We start from the raw sequence: 22405 nt of genomic DNA, 5'->3' as shown, positions 1-22405 counted from the left end.
ACTCCACAGTCTGCGCTGTTAATCCAGTCCCAGCGGATCGGCCACACGCGGCCAAAGCTCAAGGCTTGCCTTCCGGTAGGGCGTAACCGCTGGATTTGTCGGATAGGATGTCGGCGCGGCGATATAGACGATCTCGGAGGAGATCGGTTGAAAGCCCGCCTGGAAATGATTGGTCGATTTGACGAGCAGCACATCCCTGGCTGCAAAATCAATGTCGAGATTGGAAAAAATATCCGGTTCGTAAGTCTGCGAACGGCTCGTGATGAGAATAATGTCGATCTGCGTACCGATGGGCCGGATGACCGCCACGCGGCCTAGATTGACGCGGCTGTTGCGGAAACTCTGCCAGCCTGCCTCCACCACCTTGCGGATCGTCACCCGCATGTCGAGCGGTTCGCCGCCCTGCCATGAGGATTTTCCGCCAATACGAATTTCAAGCTCCGCGCCTTCTCCCGCCGCATGGCAGAAGGAAACGGCCACCGGATCCCAGATGGTGGCAACCGCGAAATTGTCCATTCCGCGCTCCATCATGCGGCGCAGAATATAGGTCGCGTCACCCGCCACGCCGCCGCCCGGATTGTCCCATATGTCGGAAATCACGACGGGGAGGGAAGGGTTCTGTTCGCGTATGGCCAGAACCCGGTCGAGCCCAGCTTCCGTCTCCAGCATCGGCATGGCGGTCAGTTTGCGCATATGGTAAAGTTCATGGCCCAGTTCCTGCGCGAGCCGGTCGCCTTCCACCTTGTTCCCATCGCTGACCACGACGATGCGCGTGCCCATATCCGGCACGTCGCCCGCCATGAAGCCATGAATGACCGAAATCGACAGGATGCCATTCTTGCCCTGCATGGCTTTCAGCCGGTCGACGAATGAACGCATCGGTTCGCGGCTGGTCGGGTAAATCGTGATCATGCGGCAATCGAAAGTCGATATTAAAGGCTTTATTTCGCCGCGCAGCGTCCGCAATGCGAGATCGACCACATGCTCGCCGCGTTCTTCGAAATCGGTATGCGGAAATTCGAGAAATGCCGCCATGAGATCGAGATTGGCCAGCCGTCTTGCGGTCAGATGGCTGTGCGGGTCGAACTCGGCGGCAATCAGCACCTCCGGCCCGACCATTTCGCGAACCCGGCTCAGGAGGTCGCCTTCTGGATCGTCATAGCCCTGTGCGACCATGGCGCCGTGAAGGCCGAGAATGACCGCGTCGACCGGCAAGGCGGCCTTCAATTCGTCAAGAATGGTGTCGCGCAACGTCTCATAGGTCTGTTGCTGGATGAGGCCGGCGGGCTCGGCCCAGCACGAGGTGCCCTCAATGACCGTGAAGCCTTCGGCTTTGCCGCGGCGGCGCAGGATCGGCACGACCGAAGAACACAGTGTCGGCGTTTCCGGATGCTGTCCCGGCCCGGCATAAAAAGCAGCCTTGAACGAATCCATGTCTGTGGGGACAGGCGAGAAGGTATTTGTTTCGGTTGCCAGAGAAGCCGTGAAAATCCGCATGTTTCAAATCCGAATGATACAGTCCGCGAATGAGATGGAAATTGCCATGTTCTCCTGTCCGCTCCGGCAGGTGAACCCGGTTTCCGGGTTGGGAAGCCGCATCACGCGCAAATGGCCTGAAACCGGACAAGCTTGCGGTGCAGCATGTTGTAAAAAGGAAATAGGATCAGTTTCTGGATGTTCGCCCTGTTATCATTCCATGTAAATTATTTTCTCATTAATGCGGGTAAACTCAATATTGTCAACCGTAATTGCGGGTAATCCCTATGCACACGGTGCGCAGTTGAAAATTGATGAAATTGATTTTCAGGAAACGTTTGGGGCTGTGGGCTGTCGTTGAAAGCAAAAATATGAAGAGCCTCAATGGTTTCGCGATTATGGGTCGGGCAGGAATGATCGTGTCCGCCCTTGTGGAAATGAAAAAAAGAGCGCGAAAACCGCGCTCTTTTTCGTGGATTTCACAAAGAGGCTTGAGCTTCCGGCAGGGAAACTCCCGCCGTTCACCAGACAGTTCCGCGCGCGGCGACTTTTTCCACGCGGGTCACACGGCCATTGCGATGAAAAACCATATAATCGAACAGGTTGCTCACCACGCAGGTATGGTTTGGAATGACGTGGACGATCGCGCCCACAGGCGCGAATTCTGTGGTGCATTGCGAAAGATCGACCACCGCATGTTCTTCCGAAAGCGAGACGATGCGCGCCCCTTCATAGCCTTCGATAAGGCCATGATCGGCAAAGCCAAGCAGATCGGAGGTCAGCGCCTTTGAGCCACAGTCGAGCACGGCCCTGTCCGGTGCAGGTCTTGAAACGACCGTCGCCAGAACATGCATGGCGACATCATCGAGCGTGCAATGGCCGGCGCGCACCATGCTGCGGTCGTTATAGACATAAGTACCGGCGCGATGTTCCGTGGCCGAGGGCACCAGATGCCCCTTATAAAGATCGGGCGAGCCGCCATTGGAGCGGATCGGGCATTCAATCCCTTTTTCCGCAAGCTTTGCCATCGTTTCGGTGATGAAAGCCTCGACTGCCGCTGCACCCGCAGGGGCGGGATAGGTCAGAATTCCGGCAAAGCGCAGTCCCGGCTGCGCCGCAATCAGTTCGGCCAGCTTGACGGCGGCCTCCGGCGTCTGAACACCGCAGCGCTTGCCGCCGGTGTCGCATTCAATGAGAATCGACAATGGTCGCGCGGCATCGAATGTTTTCGCAAGACCTTCTATGACGGTTTCATTATCCGCCGTGACTTTCAGGCCGCTGATTTTGTCGTTGAGCGCCTTCAGGCGTGCGAGTTTGGCCGCTCCGAGGATGTTATAGGTGATCAGAATATCTCCAAAACCTGCATCGGCGAAGACTTCGGCTTCCGTGATCTTCTGGCAATTAATGCCGGTTGCACCGGCCTCCTGTTGCTGATGCGCTATGGCCGGGATTTTATGTGTCTTGATATGCGGACGGAAAGCCTTGCCATGCTCGTCGAAATAGGCCTGGGCGCGGGCAATATTGGATGCCAGCCTGTCTTCATCGATCACAGGCATCGGCGTGGGAATATTTTCGACCGGTGTACCCGTTTCTGGCCAGGGAAATTGCATTTTATCGCCTTTCTGCATGAAAACTCAGAAACCAATCAATATGTATATTAATTTCTTGATTGGTGCATTTATAAAGCTACTATCTATTCAGATGCATGAAATCCTTGCAAAAGTGAAACTTTTTTTCACATTCTGCGGTTTGTCATGTTTTGAGCCATGCACACCGGAGCCCATATGGACGTTATTCATGCCTTGTCGGATAAGGAAGGCAAATTTTCCGGACTTGAGAAAAAGCTTGCCGCCTTCGTGCTCGATAATGTCGATCTTGTCGTCAATTCCTCGATTGCCGATCTGGCAGGGCAGGCGGGGGTTTCTCCGCCAACGGTGACGCGCTTTTGCAGGCGTCTGGGGTGTCAGGGCTATTCCGACTTCAAGGTGCAGCTTGCAAAAATCACCTATGTCGGGTTGCGTTATCTCATGCCGGAAACCCAGACCAATACGGTCGAGGAAGTCGCCGAAGACATTATCACCAAGGCGCAGAATGCCCTTTTCCAGCTACATCGCCAGCTTGATCTGAAGGCTATGGAGCGCGCGGCCTATCTGTTGCGCGGGGCCGAGTTCATTCAGGCCTTTGGCGCAATGGGCAACTCGGCCATGATCGCAAATGAATTGCACAATCGCCTGTTTCGTCTGGGATGCCGCGTCAATGCATCGACCGATCACAGCATGAATCACATGCTTTCGGCCGCAGCCCAGCCGGGCACCGTCGTGATCGGCTCGTCGATCACCGGGCGCGACCGCGACCTGCTTGAATGCATGAAGCTGCTGCGCGCGCGTGAAATTCCCACGATTGCGATCACGCAGAGCAATTCACCAGTGGCGCTGGCTTCCGACATCGTCATTGCAATCGATCTCGAAGAGGGGAAGAATATCTTCCGGCCCACTTCCACGCGTTATGCCTATCTGGCCGCCATCGATATTCTGGCCAACATGGTCGCTTATGCGGATCGCAATCGCGCGGTTCATGTTCTCAGGCAGATAAAGCAGGAACTGGTCCGCTCGCGCGATGGCGACAACCGGCAATTGCTGGGCGATTAGAGTGGCTTCTGTTTAAACGGAACCGCTCTATCTATTTGTTTTACGCATTATCCTGCGCATCGGAACAGGAAAAGAAATGAGTCCAAAGCCTGCTCCCGTGGTGCATCGCAAAAGAAAAAATGTTTTTTATATTTCGTCTGCCAGCGCGCGAAGCTGCTCGTAATGGGCGATGCGCCTTTGCCCGTCTTCACCCATCTGCGTTATCAGGCCGCTGATGATGGATTCGATTATGGCCAGCAACCCCGTATAACGCGCGAAACTGTAACTGCTCACCATCGTGGCGACGATGGCTTCATCCGGGGCGAGGCGATGCATCGCCACATCGGAATCCGTAATCGTGACAAGCCGCGCCTTCGCGCGAACTGCCTGTTCGCAGGCATAAAGGATGCTCTTGCTGTAGGGGGCAAAGGTGATGGCGATGAGCAGGTCGTCAGGGCCAATATCGTTGAGGTCCTCGATGGGGCTGTTCATATTGGACGGGATTAATCGCGCATTGGGCCGCAATATCTTGATGATATAATGAAAATAATAAGCCATCGCATAGGTCGCGCGCAGTCCCGTCACATAGACGGTGCGGGCATTGATGATCAGATCGGCGATGCGTTCCAGGCGGGCGGTGGAAATATCATTGAGCGAGCCGCGCACGACGGTGAGCGTATTGCGCACCGTGCCGGCATGGGCCTGTCCCAGCGGCGAGCCTGTATCGATCCTGCGCAGCCATTCGTCATCGCTGCCGAAGGGAAATTCCGACGCCAGGGCGCTGCGAAAGGGATTGCGCAGATCATCAAAATTTTCAAAGCCCAGATGATGCGCAAGCCGGACCAGCGTGTTGGTCGAGACACCACATCTGCTGGCCGTCTCGCGGATTGAATCCAGCCCGAAACGCGATGAATGATCGAGCACATATTTCGCAGCGATTTGCAGCTTTTTCGGCAAATCGTCAAAGCTGGCCTTCAACTGGTTTTCTATCCTGGTGCGGTCGGTCGGGTTTGCGATGACCATTTTCCTTGTCGTAACAAATGTTCTTTTTTTGTCAAACTTGAAGGAAATTGTTTTTCGTGTCAACAATCACTCGCTGGGCTGAACGAAATGCTGAATGAGGATGTCGAAATGGGTGATCTGGCTGCTCACAAAATCGCCGACTGGGCGTGGAATGTCATGAATTCTGCCTTGCCCGCGCAAGTCGCGCATCAGGCACGGCGCTGCATCATCGACGTGACAGGATGTGCTGCAGCCGGAAAGGGTGCGTCGGCGGTCGGCGCTGTAGCGGCAAGCGCGCCTGTCCTTTTCGGCGCAGGCGATTGCACGGTCTGGTACAGCGATATGACGCTTAGCCCGGTCGGAGCGGGGATGGTCAATGCCACCGCCGCCATGATCCTCGATATTGACGATGGCAGCCGTCAGGCATCCGGTCATGCCGGTGCTGGCGTGGTGCCTGCGGTGCTGGCGCTGGGCGAGTTTCTCAAATCGGATCGCGACGCGATCCTGAAAGCCGTCACTATTGGCTATGAAGTCGCGGTCCGCGTCGGGCGGGCTGAAAAGCGCCGCTCCTATCATTCCGCCAACTATACGGCTTTCGGCGTGACCGCTGCCGCCGCAGCGCTCAAGGGGCTGGACGCCGGGCAGATCGCGCATGCGCTGGGTATCTGCGCCTATTATGGGCCGCGCGTGTCGGATCTCACGCTGAGTCAGGAAATGGGCAGCGATGTGAAGGAAAGCCTGCCATGGGCGGTCGTGGTGGGGATGTCCTGCGCGGAACTGGCGGGCAATGGATTTCTGGGCAATCGGGATGCCCTCAATATCGAGGAGCGTTTTGATTCCGAATGGATGCTCGATGGTCTAGGCAGTGAATTCCTGATCCTCTCCACCTATTTCAAGCGCTATTCCTGCTGCCGCTGGACGCATACGGCGGTTGAAGCGCTTCTGACGGTCATGCAGGAACACGATCTCAAGCCGGAGGAGGTCGAGGCAGTGGACGTCCAGACCTTCAATCAGGCGGCGTGGCTCAACAATCGCTATGAGCCGCAAACGCTGATCGACGCGCAATTCAGCGTGCCCTATGTCATGGCGATTGCCGCGATCAAGGGAGAGCAATCGCTGATGCCTATGACATCGGACGTTCTCGACCAGCCGGTGATCGAGGCCTTTGCGCGCAAGATCAAGCTTCATATCAGTGAAGAAATGAATGCGCAGTATCCTGCAAGGGTTCCTTGTCATGTCGTGGTGCACAGCCGTCGCGGCGAATTTGAAGCCGAAGTGAATGCGCCATGGGGCGAGCCTTATAACAAGCCGTCGGATGCCGAATTGATCGAGAAATTCGTCCTGATTGCGCGTGCGAGGCTGGAGCGGGAAAAAGTCATGGCGATTGCCGATGCGATACTTGCCGATGAGGCCGGGTTTGATAGTCTATATGCGGCCTTGGCGGGAGCGGATGAGGGAGTGCTCGAATTTCCGCGGCAGGTGACAGGATGAAGGATCATGATGGATTTCAGCGCTATCTCGGAGGCTTATGACCGGTTGCAAGGCCGTCATGTCCGGACCCCGCTTCTTGAATACGGGCAGATCAACGAATTGCTCGGCGGCAGGGTATTGTTCAAGGCTGAAAACCTGCAACGAACCGGTTCCTTCAAGTTTCGCGGGGCCTATAACAAGATTGCCGCTCTTGATCCGCAATTACGCGCGCGCGGCGTGGTGGCTTTTTCATCCGGCAATCACGCACAGGGCGTTGCGGCGGCGGCAGGCGCTTTTGGCATAGCCGCGACGGTCATCATGCCCGCTGATGCACCGCAACTCAAACGCGAAAATACGCGCCGGCTTGGCGCAGAGCTTGTCCTTTATGATCGCCAGAGCGGAGATCGCAAGGCGATGGCGGAAAAGATCAGCGCCGAAACGGGCGCTGTTCTCGTTCCGCCCTATGATGATGAAATGGTCATCGCCGGGCAGGGAACCATCGGACTGGAAGTCGCCCAGCAACTCAAGGAAGCAGGCGCGCATGCCGATCTTCTGCTCTGCCCCGTCGGCGGCGGCGGGCTTGTCGCGGGCATTTCGATTGCGCTCAGGGAACTGCTTGACGGGGTGAAAATCTATGCGGCTGAGCCCGCGGGCTTTGATGATACATGCAGATCGCTTGAAAAGGGCGAGCGTGTCGCCAATGCGCCGGGCGCGACCACGATCTGCGATGCAATCGTGACGCCTGAGCCGGGCGAGGTGACTTTCCCGATCAATCTCGCCAATCTTTCCGGCGGCTTTGCGGTCGATGATCTGGAAGTCGCGCGCGCGGTGCGCATGCTTTTTGAAGTGACGAAGCTGGTGGTGGAACCGGGCGGCGCGGTGGCTTTTGCGGCGCTGCTTGCCAAAAAAATCCCGCTGGAAGGACGAACCGCCGTGGTCATTCTGTCCGGCGGCAATGTCGATCTGGAAGCGTTTCAGAATAATTTCGGACTGGATGTGACAGGCGCGTAAAATCTTATGCGAGGCAGCTTTTGAGCTCGCCGACGATGTTCTCGATCCAGCTTTCGGTCATGAGTTCCAGCGGCGCGGTAAAGGAGATGGCTATATCCATCTCATACATGCTCGTCGCCTTGATCGGCAGGCCGATCCCACCTTCTCCCGGCAAATAATAACCCAGATTGACGGCGTATCCGCGTCGCCGCGCATCGGCTGCCTGAGCAGCGACGACCTTTTCGTCCACATGCTGCACAGCCGGGTGCTGCGCATAGCGGGAAGCATTGCGTTCGATAATCTGCCGCGCGTCGGCTTCCGGCAACATCGATAGCAGCGCGAGACTGCCCGCCGCCACGCCCATCGGGACGCGCGCCCCGATTCCCATCCATAATTGCTGCTGGGTGAAGCGGCTGATCATTTCCGCGCAAACCGCATCCACGCCGGCCTGAACCATCATATAAACGGTGAAGCCCGTGCGGCGGGCAAATTCCGTCATGCCGGGGCCAAACTTGGCGATCAGCGGCTCAAGCCGCGCCTGCCTGCGCGCCAGCAGGAAAATGGCCGGGCCCAGACGATAGTGCCCCCGCTTGCCCGCTGATTCGACAAAGCCGCGATGCAGCAGTGATGTTATGCTGCGATGGACGGCCGGTTTCGTTTCGCCAAGCTGTTGGGCAATTTCCGCCAATGCCAGCCCATCTTCGTGGGCATTGGCGATGACCAGAAGAATGTCCAGAGCCCGAACTGCATTGGAAGACGCGTTAGCAAGCAAGGTAAATACCATCATATTCTAATTATTGGAATAATATCACATTTTTCATTTTAATAAAAGGAATTCTTGACAGGACTGCCGCTGATAAGGAAGATTGGCGGTTCTTGAGTGCTCTTGGGTGGTGAGACGGCTCGAGAGCGGGGAGCGAATATATCTGGCATCTTTGCTGTTTTCACTTCCTGACTTCTGTTCTGATTACGTGACGACGCAAGAGGAGGTGTGCGGTGGTCTCATTCCTGATAAAGCGACTGGGCTTTGCTGCCCTGACGCTATTCAGTGTCCTCACGCTGGTTTTTTTGATTGTCAGAATCCTGCCGGGCGATCCGGTGCTGGTTATTCTGGGCGATCAGGCGAGTCCGGCCAGTGTCGCCGCATTGCGCGAGCGTCTGGGACTCGATCAGCCGCTGCTGGTTCAATATGTCCAGTTTCTCTGGAACGTGGTGCAGGGCGATCTTGGCACTTCGATGATTACGGGGCGCCCCATCAGCACGGAAATCCTGTCGGTGCTGCCCTATACGCTGGAACTGACCTTTGCGTCCTTGCTGCTTGGCGTGCTTCTTGGCGTGCCGATGGGGGTCTGGGCTGCGGTAAAGCGCAACAAGTTTCCTGATTTTGCGCTGCGCCTCATTTCGCTGCTGGGCCTCTCGCTGCCTGCATTCGTCGCGGCAATCATTCTGTTGATGGTGTTCGCCATTCAGTTCCGCTGGTTTCCGGTGATCAGTGCTGGCGGCGGTGACGGGATTGTGGACCGGCTGCGGCAGATGACGCTGCCGACCCTGTCGCTCGCCCTCATCATGATGGCCTACATCACGCGTGTGACGCGCTCGGCGATGCTGGAAGTGCTCAATCAGGATTTCGTGCGCACGGCGCGCGCCAAGGGGGCTTCTCCCTATGCGGTGATCTGGCGTCATGCGCTTGGCAATTGCCTCATTCCCATCACCACGGTGGTCGGGCTTTATCTCGGCATTCTGATCGGCAATTCGGTCCTGACCGAGATCGTCTTCTCGCGTCCGGGTCTGGGCAAGCTGATTCTCACGGCGCTCACCCAGCGCGATTACACGCTCCTTCAGGGCATGATCGTGATTTACACATTGATGGTGGTCGTGGTGAACCTGCTCACCGACCTGATCTATGGCTTCCTTGACCCACGGATTCAGTACAAATGACAAACGCTGTACCTGCTGCCGCAGATAAAGCGGCGTCACTCAATGCTTTTCGCGCATTTCTGGGCAGGCTCAACCTGTCTACATGGTTCGGCATCGTGCTGGTGGCGGCGTTGATCCTTTGTGCGATCTTCGCTCCGCTGCTTGCCACGCATGACCCCAATGCGCAGAACATCCTTCTTTATCTTTCGCCGCCGAGTGCGGAAAATATCCTCGGGACGGATCAGTTCGGACGCGATATTTATTCCCGCCTGCTTTTTGGCGCGCGCTACTCCCTGACGATCGGCTTTCTGGCGATTGTCGTAGCGCTCATCATCGGCTCTGTCATCGGCATGGTGGCGGGCTATGCGGGCGGGCGCATCGACATCATCCTGATGCAGATCATGGATGTGGTGCTGGCATTTCCATCGCTGATTCTGGGTCTGGCGCTGGTGGCGCTGATGGGCGCAACGCTCACCAATATCGTGATCGCCATTGCCTTTACCGCCATTCCGGCCTTCGCACGTATCGCGCGCGCCGGGGTCATCACGCAGCGCAACCGCGAATATGTGCAGGCATGTCATGCGATGGGGTTCTCCAATTCCCGCACGCTCTTTCGCCATATCCTGCCTGCGATCCTGCCGGAAATCATGGTGATGGCGTCGCTGTGGATGGCCACCGCGGTTCGTACCGAGGCGTCGCTGGCCTTTATCGGTCTCGGACTTGCGCCGCCAACGCCGACCTGGGGCGGCATGGTGCGCGAAGGCTTCGACAATATTCTGAGTTCTTTTCATCTCGCACTGTTTCCGAGTATTGCGATCCTCATACTCGTTCTCGCCCTGAACCTCATCGGCGACGGCCTGCGCGATGCAATTGATCCACGTTTGAAGGATGCGAGCTGATGCGTAATGAGCCCGCTATTAGCGTTGAAAACCTGACGATTTCGTTTGGCAGCAGAACGGTTGTCCATGATCTGAGCTTCAGCATCCAGCCGGGCAAGACCCTCGCCCTTGTGGGCGAGTCGGGTTCCGGCAAGAGTGTGACTTCGCTCGCCGTCATGCGGCTGCTGCCTGAGCATATCGCGCGGACGCAAGGCTCGATCCGTCTGGACGGCAAGGAGCTTCTCACCCTGCCTGAAAAGCAGATGCGTGCAGTGCGCGGCGACAAGATCAGCATGATCTTTCAGGAGCCGATGACTTCGCTCAATCCGGTGCAGACCGTAGGCGACCAGATCGGCGAAGCCATTCGCATCCACCGCAGGCTGAAGGGCGCGGAACTGCGCGAAGCGGTGCTGGAAATGCTGCGCAAAGTGCGCATTCCGGACCCGGAAGAGCGGATCAATCAATATCCGCATACTTTTTCCGGCGGCATGCGCCAGCGAGTGATGATTGCAATGGCGCTGGCCTGCAATCCGTCGCTGATCATTGCCGACGAGCCGACCACGGCGCTCGACGTGACCGTGCAGGCGCAGACGCTTGAACTGCTGAAAAATCTTCAGCAGGAATCTGGTACCGCCGTCCTCTTCATCACGCATGATATGGGCGTCGTGGCGGAAGTGGCAGATGACGTTCTGGTCATGCGCCATGGCAAGCTCATCGAGAGCGGTACGGTACACGAGGTCTTTTCCAACCCGAAAGATAACTATACGCGCACGCTCATTGCTGCGGTTCCAAGCCTTGCGGGAAAGCTCAAGCCCAATACGGCGCCGGCCGAGCCTGTCGGGGCCTTGCCGATCGATCTGCGTACAGAGCCGGTTATCGAAGTCCACGACATGATGGTCCGCTTTCCGGTGCATGGGGGTCTTCTTGGTCGCGTGAAAGGTAATGTCCACGCGGTGGAGAACGTCTCCTTCGCCATTGGTAAGGGGGAGACATTGGGCCTTGTCGGCGAGTCCGGCTCGGGCAAATCCACCATCGGCAAGGCGATCATCAATCTTGCGCCGCTCGAATCGGGCAGGGTGCTGGTCGGCGGACAGTCAGTCAATTATGGCGATGCCAGAAGCCTGGCCCATATGCGCCGCAATGTGCAGATGATTTTTCAGGATCCGTTCGGGTCTCTGGATACAAGACAGACCATCGGCTCGGCGATTATGGAGCCGATGCTGGTGCATGGCATAGAAAAGGGCCCGGCAATCCGCCAGAAGATGGAATGGCTGCTGGAACGTGTCGGCCTCGATCCCGCGCGTGCATCGAGCCTGCCGCACGAGTTTTCAGGCGGCCAGCGTCAGCGCATCTCCATTGCGCGCGCGCTCGCCATGTCGCCACGACTGATCATTGCGGATGAGGCGGTTTCCGCGCTCGACGTGGCGATCAAGGGGCAGATCATCGAACTGATGATCGATCTTCAGAAGGAATTCGACGTCTCCTACCTGTTCATCAGTCACGACATGGCTGCGGTCGAGCGCATCTGCGACCGGGTGGCGGTGATGTATTTTGGCGAAATCGTCGAAATCGGTCCGCGCGAGGATGTCATCGGCAGGCCGGGCCATCCCTATACGCAGCGCCTGCTTTCCGCCATTCCGATCATGCATCCGGACCAGCGCGAGACGCGCACGCGCATAAAGATCGATCCGGGTCCACCCCGCAGCCCCATGAAGCCCCTCAACTATCAGGCCGAACCCGCTCGCTGGTCGCGTCTGTCAGAGGGGCATTTCATCCGGCAGCCGGACTGAAACGGGAGAGTGAAAGTTGCACGCGATTGTCGAACTCGCCGAATTCATTGCCAGGCATCCTGAAAATGTCCTGCCCAGGGATACAAGAGATACTATCTCGCTGCTGGTTCTCGACCTGATCGGCGCGACGGCTGCGGGCCTGAACTCGCCGCTTGCGCAGACAGCGCGCGAAGGGGGGCTTGCGGTTTTTGGCGAAGGTTCGGTCGATGTCTGGCTGACGTCGCAAAAAAGCAGCATTATTGGAGCCGCAATGGCCAATGGCGCTGCGGCGAGTGCGCTCGACATTGATGACGGGCATCGCGGCGCGGCTGGTCATGCAGGGGCGGGTGTCATTCCTGCCGCTCTCGCCGTTGCGCAGGCTGTCGGTGCGAGCGATGCGCGGATTGCCGATGCGATCGCGCTGGGCTACGAGGTTGCACTGCGCGTGGCAAGCGCGCGTCCGGTGCCGACGATCATAACCTATGCCAGCGGCCGCTGGGTCGGATACGGCGTTGCCGCAGCTGCATCCCGCCTGCTTGGGCTTAACGGAGCACAAACGGCTCATGCGCTGGCGATTGCAGGGGCCGAGAGCCCCGGCATGTTTGCGTCCGGCACGTCGAAATATCAGGGCAGCACGGTCAAGGAAGGCATTCCTGCCGCCATAGTTGCCGGCCTTGCCGCAGTTTATCGTGCACGCGCTGGCGGGACAGGACCGCTCGATCTGCTCGACGATGCGCAGCTTTATGATCGCAGCATGCTGACCGGCGATCTTGGGGACGCATGGGCGCTTCAGCAATGCTATCTCAAACCCTATGCCTGCTGCCGCTATATGCATGCGGCAGTGGATGCCATTCTTGAGCTTCGCAAGCCGGGACGCGATATTCGCAGCCTGCGCATCGAGACCTTTCCGCAGGCTCTGCGTCTGGCCAACGAGCGTGCGCCGCGCTTTCTGGAAGGCGGGCAGTACAGTTTTTACTTCAGTTGCGCGCTGGCGGCGCTGCGCGGTCGCGAGGCTTTGCAGCCGGTCTTGCCGGAGAGCCTTCACGATGCGCAGGTCCTTGATCTCGCAGCCCGCATCGAGCTGGAAGTCTCGGAAGATTTTGCAGGCTCGTTCCCCGCAGGAACCCCGGCACGGGTAATTTTCGATCAGGGCGAGGGGCGGCAGGAAATGGTCGTGTGGCATCCGCTTGGCGATGTCGCAAACCCGATGAGCCGCGAGCAAGTGGCGCAAAAATTCAGGAATATCGCAAGGCACACCCTGCCGCCTTCATGGCAGGACGAGATTCTGGCTGCGACAGACGGACTGGAAACAGCGGGCTTCGCCCCACTCTTTCAGGCGTTGATACAGCCTGAAGTTCAATCTTCAAAAGGGAGGACTGTGGAATGTCATATATGAAATTCATGAAAGCGGGCGCAGCAGCGGCTTTGCTGGCCTGTACTTCATTGGCGGTAACGCCAGCCTTTGCCGAGCGGACGGAACTCAGGCTGGGCGCCGCCGCAGCCGATATTGGCAATCTCGACCCGCATTTTGCGGCAAGCACTTCTGACCGCACGCTGGTCGCCTGGATCTATGGTGCGCTTGTGCGTTTTGCGCCCGGCACGACCGACCCCGCGACTATCGAACCCGACCTCGCCGAGAGCTGGGAAGCCAGCCCCGACAATCTCGAATGGACCTTCAAGCTGCGCAAGGGTGTGCAGTGGCAGCATGGCTATGGCGAAGTCACCGCCGATGACGTGGTATTCAGCCTTGAAAAGGCTGCCGACCCTGACCGTTCCGGTTTTTCGAGCGACTATACCGCTATCGAAAGCGTTGAAGCCGTTGATCCTTATACGGTGAAGATCACCCTGAAAAGCCAGGTGCCCAGCATGCTGGGGCTGCTCGCCAATTATTCTGGCGGCTTCATCATCAGCAAGAAGGCCTATGAAGAAAAAGGCGACAGCTTTTCGCGCAATCCGGTCGGCTTCGGTCCTTTCCAGCTTGAATCGATCGAACCAAGCGTTGCGATCAACTTCAAGTCGCATGACGACTATTTTCGCGGCAAGCCGAAGATCGAAAAAGTCATTTACCGCTTCCTCAATGCCGCCGCTGGCCGTGACCTTGCCTTCGCATCCGGTGAAGTCGATGTTGCCGCCGGCACCACGGAACAGCGCTGGCTTCAGCGTATGCAGAACACGCCCAATACAATGGTCGACATTTTCGATCCGTCCGAACTGGCCGTGCTTCACCTGAACAAGAACCAGAAGCCATTTGACGATATACGCGTGCGACAGGCTATCGGCTATGCGGTCAACCCGGCGGAGATTGCGCAGTTCCGCGGCAAGGAATTCACGCGTCAGGCGGTTTCGGTCATCCCGTCCAACAATCTTGGGCTCAACCCCGAACCGGGCCTGCTGCCGCACGATGTCGAGAAAGCCAAGGCTCTTCTCGCGGAGGCTGGCTACCCCGACGGCATTACGATCAAGATGATTTCAAGCCAGATGCCAAGCTATGCCACGATGGACCAGATCCTTCAGGCGCAGCTCGCCAAGGCGGGTATCAAGCTCGATCTTCAGCCGGTCGAACATGCAAGCTGGCACCAGATGATCCGCCAGGACCTTAGCCCGATCGTCGATTATTCGGCGGCGCGCTTTCCGGTCGCGGACACCTATCTGACACAATTCTATTATTCGAAGAGCGCAATCGGTGCCCCTGATCAGGTAACCAATTTCAGCCATTGCGACGTTGCGGACAAGCAGATTGAAGAAGCCCGCGTCGAAACCGATCAGGAAAAGCAGATTGAACTCTGGAAGGAAGCCCAGAAGCTGATCGTGGATGAGGTCTGCGCTGTTCCGCTGACCGAAACCGCACAGGTCTGGGCACGCACCGACAAGCTCGATTGGGGCTTCGAACTGAAAGGGTCCATGTCGCTCGGGCCGCTTCTCACCGAACAGGCCTCTTTCAAGGAATGAATTATCTTTCGGGATCGCACTTCGGTGCGGTCCCGTTTTTCCCGGAAACTCCCGAAATGGCAAAGCTGACTTATCCCAAATACTCGAATTCCTGCGGCTGGAATGCAATGTTGCCGCCGCGAACCCCGCGCAAGGCACTGGGCGAAGATATAAGTGTCGATCATGCGATCATCGGCGCAGGCTATACGGGGCTTGCAATCGCCCGCCGCCTGCAAGAGCTTAATCCCGATGCCCGCATTGCGGTTGTCGAAGCTACCACGGTGGGCGAGGGGTCGTCCGCACGCAATTCGGGCTTCACCGGCGCACATGTGCTCCCGCGCGGCGCATCCATAGAAATGGCGGAAAAGGCCAGATTGCAGTCCGGCTTCTTTGCCGAAGCCTTCGACTGGCTGACGAACATCATCCGCGACAATAATATCGATTGCGAAATGACGAAGGCTGGCGCGATACGTGGCGCTGCGACCGAGCGGGGCGAGGCCTCGCTAAGAAGCGTCGAAGAAGTCGCGCGCGTCAACAAGCTGCCACATGAGATTTTGAGCCGCGAAGATATTCGCCGCCGCATCGGCTCCGACTATTATCGCTTTGGCATTTACCTGCCCGATACCTGGCTGCTCCAGCCCGCAGCACTGATCCGCGGGCTTGCGGATGCGCTGCCTGTTTCGGTCGAGCTTTATGAGAATACGCCTGTGACCGGTCTTCGCAAGGAGAATGGCTGGATTCTCGAAACCGCTGGCGGCAGGATAAAATGCAAATCGCTTGCACTTGCCAATAATGGGTTCATTCCCAAATTCGGCTATCTGAAATCGCGTATGGCTACGATCTATACCTATGCGGCGGTAACAGAAGAAATCAGCGAACACCGCCTTTCCTCGATCGGAGAATCGCCGGACTGGGGCCTGCTGCCATCGCATCGGCTTGGGACGACCCTGCGCCGGATCGGCCATAACCGGGTCATGGTGCGCAGCCTTTATGCCTATGAAACGGAGATCGGCCAGAAAGAGGCCACGCGCGAATTGCGCCAGCGTTTTGAACGCCGCTGGCCCGATCTCAAAGATGTCCAGTTCGAATATGTCTGGGGCGGAACGACCGCTTTCACCATGAACGGCTCCCCCTGGTGGGGCAAGTTGGATAACAGCCTCTATGCGTCGGGCGGCTGCAATGGCAGCGGCATTGCCAAGGGGACGATGCTGGGGCGGCATCTGGCCGAATTCATGCTTGGGCATGGCGATCATCAGGCTATGGCTGCAAGCATGGGCACGGCAAGCTGGATCGCACCGGAGCCATTCCGCACGGTCGGGTTTCAGGTGATTTCCAATATGGAAAGCCGAAAGGCCGGTCTCGAAATCTGAACTGGTGTTGCAACAAGCCGGATGGCCGCCATGCATGAAACACGAAGCAGATCCCGCACGGGTGCTTCTTTCGACAACCTGCAAAATCAGGAATCATAAGATTGCGCTACTCAGCTTTGCAGATATTGAAGGAAGCCCTTACCGGGCATCACGGATGGCGACCGCTCTGGCGTGACCCCGACCCGCAGCCCGCTTATGATTATGTCATCGTCGGCGGTGGCGGGCATGGTCTGGCCACGGCCTATTATCTCGCCAAAACCTTTCACAAGGCACGCATCGCCGTTCTGGAAAAGGGCTGGCTTGGTTCCGGCAATATCGGTCGTAACACGACGATCATTCGTTCAAACTATCTCCTGCCCGGCAATGAGCCGTTCTATGAATTCTCCATGAAGCTCTGGGAAGGGCTGGAACAGGAATTCAACTTCAACGCCATGGTAAGCCAGCGCGGCATCGTCAATCTGTTTCATACCGATGGCCAGCGCGATGCCTATCGGCGGCGCGGCAATGCCATGCTGCTGGCGGGGGCGGATGCCGAGCTGCTCGACCGCGAAGCGGTGCGGGCGATGATCCCCTTCCTCAATTTCGACAATGCGCGCTTTCCCATCAAGGGCGGGCTGCTGCAACGCCGCGCGGGGACTGCGCGCCATGATGGCGTTGCATGGGGATATGCGCGCGGCGCTGATCTCCTGGGCGTCGATCTGATCCAGAATTGCGAAGTGACGGGATTTCGCATCGAAGAGGGCCGGGTGCGGGGTGTCGAGACGTCGCGCGGATTTATCGGGGCCGGAAAGATCGGGATCGCGGTCGCCGGTTCCACGGGCCGCGTGATGGAGCGCGCCGGAATGCGCCTGCCCATTGAAAGCCATGTGCTGCAAGCCTTTGTAACCGAAGGGTTGAAACCCGCTATTCCCGGTGTCATCACTTTCGGCGCGGGTCATTTCTATGTCAGCCAGTCCGATAAGGGCGGGCTGGTCTTTGGCGGCGATATTGACGGTTACAATTCCTATGCCCAGCGCGGCAATCTGCCCGTCATCGAGGATGTGGCCGAGGGCGGAATGGCGCTTATGCCGATGATCGGCCGCTCCCGTCTGCTGCGCACCTGGGGCGGTATCATGGATATGTCGATGGACGGAAGCCCGATCATCGACCGCACGCCGGTCGATGGTCTCTATCTCAACGCCGGCTGGTGTTATGGCGGCTTCAAGGCCACTCCCGCTTCCGGCTATGCCTTTGCCCATCTTCTGGCGACCGACACGCCGCACGAAACTGCCCGGGCCTATCGGCTGGATCGTTTCGAGCGCGGCTATGTCATCGACGAGAAGGGCGCAGGCGCCCAACCGAACCTGCATTGAGGGCCTTGGCCGATGCTTATTCCACACCCACTTCTTGGTCCGCGCGATGCGCAGGAATTCACCTATTTGGGCGACGCCGCCTTGCTAAACCGTCCCGACGGTCTGGCGGAGGAGGCGCTGAGCGCCTTTAACGATTATGTCTATCTGCGCGACAATCCTGCTGGCGTGCATCGCGAATTGTGGTTCCATGAGCAGGGCGACCGCTCCTGGCTTGTCGTCACCCGCAATACGCTGACCCATGAAATCCTTGGCGCGGAGCTTGCTCGCGATGTGGCGATGGGCGCAAGGAAGGGCGGTGCGGCATGAGGCTTGAAGGCGGACTGATCGACCGCAGCCGGACGCTGCGCTTCAGCTTCGACGGCAAACAATATGAGGGCCATCCCGGCGACACGCTCGCTTCGGCCCTGCTGGCCAATGATGTGCGCCTGATGGGGCGCAGTTTCAAATATCACCGCCCGCGCGGCGTCTTTTCCGCCGGTTCGGAAGAGCCGAACGCATTGGTGGAACTGCGCTCGGGCGCGCGGTGCGAGCCGAACAGCCGCGCTACGGTCATCGAGCTTTTCGATGGGCTTGAAGCGCGCAGCCAGAACCGCTGGCCTGCGCTTGGCTTTGATGCATTGGCGGTCAATGACTTCTTTTCGGACTTCCTGACTGCAGGTTTCTACTACAAGACCTTCATGTGGCCGAGCGCCTTCTGGGAAAAGCTCTATGAACCGGCCATTCGCAAGGCGGCAGGGCTTGGCACTCTTTCGATGCTGGCCGATCCCGATGCCTATGACAAGGGCTTCCTGCATTGCGACCTTCTGGTCATTGGCGGCGGTGCTGCGGGAATGGCTGCGGCGCTGAGCGCGGCGCGCGCCGGTGCGCAGGTTATCCTTGCGGACGAGGATTACCTGCTTGGCGGACGTCTTCTGGCCGAAAGCGATCATCTTGATGGTGCTCCGGCAAGCGAATGGATTGCCGCTGTCGAGGCGGAATTTTCAAGCCTGCCCAATTTGCGCGTGATGCGCCGCACCACGGTTTTCGGCGCTTTCGATCATGGCATTTATGGTGCCGTGGAACGGGTGAGCGACCATCTCGCTGAACCCGGCGCAAACGTGCGCCAGACGCTTTGGCGCATCACTGCCAGACGGACGGTGCTGGCATCCGGTGCAACCGAACGCCACATCCCGTTTCGCAATAACGACCGTCCGGGCGTCATGCTGGCAGGCGCCATGCGTGCCTATGCCAATCGCTGGGCGGTCAGTCCTGCCAAAAAGATCGCTGTTTTTACCAATAGCGATGAAGGGCATCGCACCGCGCGCGATCTTCTGGCGAAAGGCGTCGAGATCGCCGTTGTGGTGGATTCCCGTAACCATGTGGCCGCGTCTGGCGATTATCGCCTGATTGCCGGTGCCTTTGTCTCCAACAGCAAGGGTCGGCTTGGCCTGAAATCCATCGAAGTGACACGCGGCGGCAGCCGGGAATGGATTGATTGCGGGGCGCTTGCGGTTTCCGGCGGCTGGAACCCCAATGTTCATCTGGCCTCGCATCATCGTGGAAGGCCGGTCTGGGATTCCGAGCGGCATATTTTCCTGCCGGATGATAATATACCGGCGGGCATGGTGGTGGCGGGGGCTGCCGCAGGCAAAGGCGCTACAGCCGCAGCAATGGCAAGCGGCGCCGAAGCGGCAATCACGGCGCTGGATGCACTTGGCATTAAAGCGACGCTTCCTGCCCTTCCGCAGAGCAGCGACAGCGAAACGAAGGTTGAACCGCTCTGGCATGTGCCGGGCAAGGGCCGGGCATGGGTTGATTTTCAGAATGACGTCACCGTCAAGGACATCAAGCTGGCCTATCAGGAGAATATGCGTCCGGTCGAGCATCTCAAACGCTGGACTACCCTTGGCATGGCGACGGATCAGGGCAAGACGGCCAATGTCACGGCGCTGGCCGTGATGGCGGAACTGACCGGAAAATCCATTCCGCAGACCGGCACCACGATCTTCCGTCCGCCTTATACGCCAGTCTCGCTCTCGGTTCTTGGCGGCGGCAATAGCGGCGAAGATTTCCGTCCGCGCCGCCTCACACCCAGCCATGAATGGGCGAAAGCGCAAGGCGCGGTTTTCGTCGAGGTTGGCCAATGGATGCGGGCGCAATATTTTCCGCAACCAGACGAAACAGATTGGCGTCAATCGGTCGATCGCGAGGTGCTTGCCACCCGAAAGGGTGTGGGTATCTGCGATGTAACGACACTGGGCAAGATCGATGTGCAGGGCGCGGATGCTGCCGAGTTCCTCGACCGGCTCTATTGCAACGCCATGAAGAGCCTGAAAGTGGGCATGGTGCGCTATGGCCTCATGCTGCGCGAGGATGGCCACGCTTACGATGACGGTACCTGTGCGCGGCTGGCGGAAGATCATTATGTCGTGACGACCACGACGGCGCAGGCGGGTCCTGCCTATCGTCATATGGAATTTGCACGCCAATGCCTCTGGCCGGAGATGGATGTGCAGCTCATTTCCACCACCGATGCATGGGCGCAGTTTTCAGTCGCCGGGCCCAACGCCCGCCGGCTGCTGGAAAGGCTAGTGGACGGCTTTGATCTTGCCAACGAAGCCTTCCCCTTCATGGCCTGTGCCAGCCTGAGCGTGTGCTCTGGCCTGCGCGCACGGCTTTTCCGCATCTCGTTTTCAGGTGAACTGGCCTATGAGATCGCGGTGCCCGCGCGCTATGGCAATGCGCTGATGGCGGTTCTGATGGAAAAAGGCGCGGATCTGGGCGCTGTTCCTTACGGAACCGAGGCGCTGGGTGTGCTTCGCATCGAGAAGGGCCATGCCGCTGGCAATGAACTGAACGGCCAGACCACAGCGCAGATGCTGGGCATGAGACGGATGGTTTCGATCAGGAAGGATGCCATCGGCACGGTGATGTCGCGGCGTGAGGGACTGGTTGCGGAAAAGCGCATACTGGTTGGCCTCCAGCCGGTCGATGCCGCCGACCCGGTGGTTGCGGGTTCGCATCTTTTCGCAACAGGTGCCGCGCAGAATACGCATGCCGATGAGGGCTGGATCACTTCGGCATGCTTCTCGCCCCATATCGGCTCCGCTATCGGCCTTGGCTTTCTTGCCGATGGGCAGGAGCGTCTTGGTGAGGTGATTATCGCCGCTAATCCGCTGCAAAATCAATCCGTTCAACTGCGCGTGGTCTCGCCCCATTTCATCGATCCCGAGGGAGTACGTCTTCGTGCCTGAACTAAAACCCACCACTGCTTTGGGCGCAGATAAGGCCCGCAATGCGCGCCACGGCGTTTTCACCATCGAAGAAAATACCGGCCTTGCCCTGGCTTCGCTCGCATTGCGCCGCGATAGCATACAGCCCGCACCCTTTGGCCTCGATCTGCCCGGACCGGGCCTTTGGACAGGCAATGACCGCGCTGCGGCGCTATGGATGGCACCTCATCAATGGCTGATCGAAGCCGAGGGGCGTGCCGAAAGTGATTTCGCAGCTGAGGTGTCGGCAATCTGTCCGGGTTGTTCCGTGACCGAGCAAACGGATGGTTTCGTTGCTTTCGAAATCCATTCCGCAAGCGGCGAGGCGCCAATCACCGCTCTCATGGCGAAGCTGGTGAATATCGATACGTCACGCTTTGGGGCAGGTTCGGCCACACGGACCAATCTTGAGCATTTAAGCGTCTTCGTGATCCGCCGCGCACCTGATCGCCTTGCTATCCTGGGCATGCGCTCCGCTGCTGGCACCTTATGGCATGCACTTGAAACGGCAGCTTCACGCATATCAGTGAATGTTTTTCAGGAACCATCGCAGCGTTGATCCGTTGAATATCCGGACACACACGATGGAGAAAATAATGTTCAAAGGCGGTCTTCTCTGGCTGATTGGCATCCCCATTCCAATTATCATTATCCTATGGCTGATGGGTTATTTATCCTGACCATGTGAGGGGGCCGACCCACTGTCATATCGAAAGGCAGGCAGAGCAGTTCATTTGCTCTGCTTCTGCGGATGCGACTGAATGCTGCCAGCAGATAAATCCGCCACTGCGTGCCAAGATATTGCTTTAATGAAATAATTGAGCGGCGAACTTTATTGGAAAAGTGAAGTGGCTCCCCGGGCCGGATTCGAACCAGCGACCAACCGGTTAACAGCCGGTTGCTCTACCGCTGAGCTACCGGGGAATAGGCGCTCGTTGCGTCAGCGAGATGGCGTATAGCAAAAGGGTTTCGCTTTTGCAAAGGGCTAAATTGTTTTTTTTGTACTTTTTATATTCCATTCGTGAAACCTTGCGTTCTCTGATACATTTCAACAGGGAAACCTGTGTTGCAATAGCTGAGAACGCTCCGGTGAACGACGAATACACCTCCAAACCACACAAACACGTCATAGTGATTCTCGGAAGACGAATCCCTCTGCCGCAATCCATAGTGATGCGGAGAACACTGGGCAGTTCGCTTATCGTCGGGGGCACCTTGGGGTTCCTTCCCGTGCTGGGCTTCTGGATGCTGCCGCTTGGGCTGATCATATTGTCTCACGATTCGCATCGCGTGCGCCGGTTGCGTCGCAGAAGTGAAATCCATATCTGGCGCAAATGGCTCAAGCGCCGATCACCCTCGACAATGGCCTAAGTTC

Annotated in this window: 18 protein-coding genes and 1 tRNA gene; 14 read left to right on the top strand and 5 right to left on the bottom strand. The window is 58.0% G+C overall.

The window, feature by feature from the left end; genetic code table 11:
* Nucleotides 1-18 precede the first annotated feature (18 nt).
* Together DKP76_RS07645 and DKP76_RS07640 are read right to left on the bottom strand one after the other, a co-directional pair.
* Entirely contained in the window at nt 19-1497 is a 1479-nt protein-coding gene (locus DKP76_RS07645) for a M81 family metallopeptidase (protein WP_109705806.1), read from the bottom strand.
* Nucleotides 1498-1997: 500 nt separating this feature from the next.
* Nucleotides 1998-3086, bottom strand: a complete 1089-nt coding sequence (locus tag DKP76_RS07640; RefSeq protein ID WP_109705903.1) for a D-TA family PLP-dependent enzyme — start codon at nt 3084-3086, stop codon at nt 1998-2000.
* Nucleotides 3087-3260: 174 nt separating this feature from the next.
* Here DKP76_RS07640 and DKP76_RS07635 point away from each other — a divergent pair, with 174 nt between their 5' ends.
* Nucleotides 3261-4124, top strand: coding sequence for a MurR/RpiR family transcriptional regulator (locus DKP76_RS07635; RefSeq protein ID WP_109705805.1), 864 nt, complete (start codon nt 3261-3263; stop codon nt 4122-4124).
* 126 nt (nt 4125-4250) lie between these two features.
* On the opposite strand, the gene DKP76_RS18995 is transcribed toward DKP76_RS07635, so the two are convergent.
* Nucleotides 4251-5126 (bottom strand): MurR/RpiR family transcriptional regulator, encoded by an 876-nt coding sequence (locus DKP76_RS18995; RefSeq protein ID WP_146198912.1) that lies wholly within the window; start codon nt 5124-5126, stop codon nt 4251-4253.
* An 87-nt stretch (nt 5127-5213) separates the two neighbouring features.
* Here DKP76_RS18995 and DKP76_RS07620 point away from each other — a divergent pair, with 87 nt between their 5' ends.
* Together DKP76_RS07620 and DKP76_RS07615 are read left to right on the top strand one after the other, a co-directional pair.
* Entirely contained in the window at nt 5214-6596 is a 1383-nt protein-coding gene (locus DKP76_RS07620) for an MmgE/PrpD family protein (protein ID WP_158279428.1), read from the top strand.
* Between the two features lie 6 nt (nt 6597-6602).
* Entirely contained in the window at nt 6603-7586 is a 984-nt protein-coding gene (locus DKP76_RS07615; protein WP_109705802.1) for a threonine ammonia-lyase, read from the top strand.
* A 4-nt stretch (nt 7587-7590) separates the two neighbouring features.
* Here the strand turns inward: DKP76_RS07615 and DKP76_RS07610 are convergent, their stop codons facing one another.
* The gene (locus tag DKP76_RS07610; RefSeq protein ID WP_245410174.1) at nt 7591-8352 is read right to left on the bottom strand and encodes an IclR family transcriptional regulator; all 762 of its coding nucleotides are present in this window, start codon (nt 8350-8352) and stop codon (nt 7591-7593) included.
* A gap of 209 nt (nt 8353-8561) precedes the next feature.
* Between DKP76_RS07610 and DKP76_RS07605 the strand changes: the two genes are divergently transcribed.
* From DKP76_RS07605 to DKP76_RS07560, 10 genes are all read left to right on the top strand, one after another.
* A complete protein-coding gene (locus DKP76_RS07605) occupies nt 8562-9503 on the top strand; it encodes an ABC transporter permease (protein ID WP_109705801.1) in 942 nt (313 codons plus the stop codon).
* Nucleotides 9500-10381, top strand: coding sequence for an ABC transporter permease (locus tag DKP76_RS07600; protein ID WP_109705800.1), 882 nt, complete (start codon nt 9500-9502; stop codon nt 10379-10381). Before DKP76_RS07605 ends, DKP76_RS07600 begins: the two co-directional genes overlap by 4 nt.
* Nucleotides 10381-12150, top strand: a complete 1770-nt coding sequence (locus DKP76_RS07595; protein ID WP_109705799.1) for an ABC transporter ATP-binding protein — start codon at nt 10381-10383, stop codon at nt 12148-12150. Before DKP76_RS07600 ends, DKP76_RS07595 begins: the two co-directional genes overlap by 1 nt.
* Before the next feature lie 16 nt (nt 12151-12166).
* Nucleotides 12167-13525 (top strand): MmgE/PrpD family protein, encoded by a 1359-nt coding sequence (locus DKP76_RS07590; RefSeq protein WP_109705798.1) that lies wholly within the window; start codon nt 12167-12169, stop codon nt 13523-13525.
* Entirely contained in the window at nt 13513-15078 is a 1566-nt protein-coding gene (locus DKP76_RS07585; protein ID WP_109705797.1) for an ABC transporter substrate-binding protein, read from the top strand. The genes DKP76_RS07590 and DKP76_RS07585 overlap by 13 nt, the downstream gene beginning before the upstream one ends.
* Before the next feature lie 56 nt (nt 15079-15134).
* Complete coding sequence (locus DKP76_RS07580; RefSeq protein WP_109705901.1) at nt 15135-16427, top strand: NAD(P)/FAD-dependent oxidoreductase; 1293 nt, start codon at nt 15135-15137, stop codon at nt 16425-16427.
* A 101-nt stretch (nt 16428-16528) separates the two neighbouring features.
* On the top strand, nt 16529-17779 hold the full coding sequence (locus tag DKP76_RS07575) for a sarcosine oxidase subunit beta family protein (RefSeq protein WP_109705796.1): 1251 nt from the start codon (nt 16529-16531) through the stop codon (nt 17777-17779).
* Nucleotides 17780-17791: 12 nt separating this feature from the next.
* Nucleotides 17792-18085: a sarcosine oxidase subunit delta gene (locus DKP76_RS07570; protein ID WP_109705795.1), complete on the top strand. Its 294-nt coding sequence runs from the start codon at nt 17792-17794 to the stop codon at nt 18083-18085.
* Nucleotides 18082-21012: a sarcosine oxidase subunit alpha family protein gene (locus DKP76_RS07565; protein WP_109705794.1), complete on the top strand. Its 2931-nt coding sequence runs from the start codon at nt 18082-18084 to the stop codon at nt 21010-21012. Before DKP76_RS07570 ends, DKP76_RS07565 begins: the two co-directional genes overlap by 4 nt.
* Nucleotides 21005-21589, top strand: a complete 585-nt coding sequence (locus DKP76_RS07560; RefSeq protein WP_109705793.1) for a sarcosine oxidase subunit gamma — start codon at nt 21005-21007, stop codon at nt 21587-21589. Before DKP76_RS07565 ends, DKP76_RS07560 begins: the two co-directional genes overlap by 8 nt.
* A gap of 290 nt (nt 21590-21879) precedes the next feature.
* Here the strand turns inward: DKP76_RS07560 and DKP76_RS07555 are convergent.
* Nucleotides 21880-21954: transfer RNA gene (locus tag DKP76_RS07555), tRNA-Asn, on the bottom strand.
* A gap of 249 nt (nt 21955-22203) precedes the next feature.
* Here DKP76_RS07555 and DKP76_RS07550 point away from each other — a divergent pair.
* Nucleotides 22204-22401 (top strand): hypothetical protein, encoded by a 198-nt coding sequence (locus tag DKP76_RS07550; RefSeq protein WP_245410186.1) that lies wholly within the window; start codon nt 22204-22206, stop codon nt 22399-22401.
* Nucleotides 22402-22405 lie beyond the last annotated feature (4 nt).

Source organism: Falsochrobactrum shanghaiense (assembly GCF_003149535.1).
Lineage (GTDB): Bacteria > Pseudomonadota > Alphaproteobacteria > Rhizobiales > Rhizobiaceae > Brucella > Brucella shanghaiense.
This window is presented reverse-complemented; position numbering and strand designations above follow the sequence as displayed.